The organism is Dyella sp. (assembly GCF_035508675.1).
Taxonomy (GTDB): Bacteria; Pseudomonadota; Gammaproteobacteria; order Xanthomonadales; family Rhodanobacteraceae; genus Dyella_B.
Genome location: NZ_DATJMN010000144.1, coordinates 1 through 2465, shown reverse-complemented (window position 1 = coordinate 2465; position 2465 = coordinate 1). Strand labels below are relative to the sequence as shown.

The window sequence follows — 2465 nt, the reverse complement described above, 5'->3', positions numbered from 1 at the left end:
AAGGATCTAGCCGAACAAGTGCGCGATGCCACGCTGGCTATTTACAAATGGGCGGCGGCTTATGCGGCCGACCGCGGCATCATCATCGCCGACACCAAGTTCGAATTCGGCACTGACGAAAGCGGCAAGCTGTACGTGATGGATGAAATGCTTACGCCCGACTCCTCGCGCTTCTGGCCGGCCGACCAGTACCAGGTAGGCATCAGCCCGCCGAGCTACGACAAGCAGTTCGTGCGCGACTATCTGGAAACATTGGATTGGAACAAGAAAGCGCCGGGGCCGCAGGTACCTAAAGAGGTGATCGCCGGCACCGCGGCCAAGTACGCCGAGGCCTTGCAGCGCCTGGCCGGCATCACGCTGGACTAAGCGCATGCGCGCTTGCAGCTTTTCCGGTATGGCAATGTGTTCCTGGCGTATTGTGCATTGATGGCCTCCGCCACCGGCCCACGCAGCATGCGCGACTGGCTCGATAGCTACAGCCGGGATCACCGTCACGCCCTCAACCGTGTCTTGCACTGGATTTGCGTGCCCCTGATCGTATGGAGCGTGCTGGCCCTGCTCTGGACCGTACCGGTACCGCCGTCGCTGTTGCGTCCGGGCGCATGGGCGGTGTTCGCGATCGTGCTGGCGTTTACCTGGTATTGGAAACATTCGCACCGGCTCGGCGCAGCCCTGCTGATCGCGCTGGCGATCCTTGCGCTGAGCTGCGCGGCCGTCTTCGAACGGCTCGGCCCGACTGCGATGCGCTGGCTGGGAGCGGGCATTTTTATAGCGGCATGGATCGGCCAGTTTGTCGGCCACCTGTTCGAGGGACGGCGGCCGAGCTTCTTCACCGACCTTGCCTACCTGCTGGTGGGACCCGCGTGGCTGATGGATAAACTGCTGCATCGCCTGGGTTTCAAGGAACTTCCATGACCGGCTTTCTCGCCCTGCTCAGCAGCCTTATCTGGTGGGTGCTCTACGGCAGCATTGGAGCGATCGTGCCGAGCGCGATCGCATGGCTGGTACTGCGCTGGAACGAGGGTGCGCCGGTGGTGTTCAACCGCACCTACCTGGCCTGCCTGATCTGGAGCCTGTTGACCCTGCTGATCGGCGCGCTCGCGGCTGCGCACGTGGGCATTACCAAGCCGCCATTGGCGCCGCTGATAGCCAGCGGGGCGTTTCGCCTGGGCTTGGTGCTGTCGATGCTGATCGGGGTGATTGCCCTGTGGCGATTGATTCCGCGCGTGGATGCACGGCGGATTCGCGTGGGAAGCGCGTGTGTGGCGGTGGCAGTGGTCATGGCGATTGCGTTCGGTGTCGCCACCACGCTCGCCGGCACCTGATCGAGCCCATTGTCATTCCGGCCTTCGCCGGAATGACAATGGAGCAACGCAAGTTTGCGGTGAAGATTTCTCTGTCAGAGCCCCTTCCCTCTGGGAGAAGGGCTCAAATCACACCATGCCGCCTCAGCCGATCACCTTCTTCACCGTATCCACCACGTGCGCCACGGTGAAGCCAAAGTGTTCGAACAAGGCAGGCGCCGGTGCGGAGGCGCCGAAGGTGGTCATGCCCACAGTGGCGCCATCCAGGCCCACGTATTTGCTCCAGAAATCGACGCTGGCCGCTTCCACCGCCACGCGCGCGCGGCACCAGCCCGGCAGCACGCCTTCGCGGTATTCCAGCGGCTGCGCATCGAACGCCTCGGTGCAGGGCATTGACACCACGCGCACCGGCACGTTCTGCTGCGCCAGCGTACGTGCCGCTTCCATCGCCAACTCCACTTCCGACCCGGTGGCGATCAGGATGGCCTTGAACTTGGCATCGGCCGGATCTGACAGCACATAAGCGCCGCGCTTGATGTCGGCAAGCTGCTGGGCGGTGCGCGACTGGTGCTTGAGCGTCTGGCGCGAGAATACCAGGCAGGACGGACCATGCTTGCGCTCAATCGCCTCCTTCCACGCCACTGCCGATTCCACCGCATCGCATGGACGCCACAGGCGGTTGTTCGGAATCAGGCGCAGCGAAGCCATATGCTCCACCGGCTGGTGCGTGGGACCGTCTTCACCCAGGCCGATCGAATCGTGGGTGTAGACGTGAATGACATGCGCGGGAATCAGCGCGCTCATGCGCACCGCGTTGCGCGCATAGTCGGAGAACACCAGGAAGGTGCCGTCGTAAGGAAGGATGCCGCCGTGCAGGGACAAGCCGTTGGCGATGGCGCTCATGCCGAATTCGCGCACGCCGTAGTGCACGTAGTTGCCGTCCGGGCCGGTGACGCTCTTGCTGCCCTTCCACATGGTGAGATTGGAACCGGCGAGGTCGGCCGAACCGCCTACCATTTCCGGCAGCAACGGCCCGAACGCATCCAGCGCCATCTGCGAAGCCTTGCGGGAGGCGACATCCGGCCCGTCAGCGTGGACCTTTTCGATATACGCCTGCGACTGCTTGGCCCAATCGGCGGGCAGTTCGCCGGCCATGCGGCG

At 63.6% G+C, this 2465-nt stretch carries 4 protein-coding genes; 3 read left to right on the top strand and 1 reads right to left on the bottom strand.

What is annotated here, in order from left to right; genetic code table 11:
- The 3 genes from VMA74_RS08080 to VMA74_RS08070 form a co-directional block, all read left to right on the top strand.
- Positions 1-366 (top strand): phosphoribosylaminoimidazolesuccinocarboxamide synthase (locus VMA74_RS08080; protein ID WP_325366123.1); only part of this gene is annotated, 366 nt, incomplete at its 5' end.
- An 87-nt stretch (positions 367-453) separates the two neighbouring features.
- Complete coding sequence (locus VMA74_RS08075; protein WP_325366124.1) at positions 454-915, top strand: DUF962 domain-containing protein; 462 nt, start codon at positions 454-456, stop codon at positions 913-915.
- Complete coding sequence (locus VMA74_RS08070) at positions 912-1325, top strand: hypothetical protein (RefSeq protein WP_325366122.1); 414 nt, start codon at positions 912-914, stop codon at positions 1323-1325. Before VMA74_RS08075 ends, VMA74_RS08070 begins: the two co-directional genes overlap by 4 nt.
- Before the next feature lie 123 nt (positions 1326-1448).
- On the opposite strand, the gene VMA74_RS08065 is transcribed toward VMA74_RS08070, so the two are convergent.
- Positions 1449-2465, bottom strand: a 1017-nt coding sequence (locus VMA74_RS08065; protein ID WP_325366121.1) for a transketolase-like TK C-terminal-containing protein, incomplete at its 5' end; no start/stop codon positions are given.

Bases quoted from the DNA above. Each gene is read 5' to 3' on its own strand.
- VMA74_RS08075 (WP_325366124.1), top strand. From the start codon at position 454: ATGCGCGACTGGCTCGATAGCTACAGCCGGGATCACCGTCACGCCCTC.
- VMA74_RS08070 (WP_325366122.1), top strand. From the start codon at position 912: ATGACCGGCTTTCTCGCCCTGCTCAGCAGCCTTATCTGGTGGGTGCTC.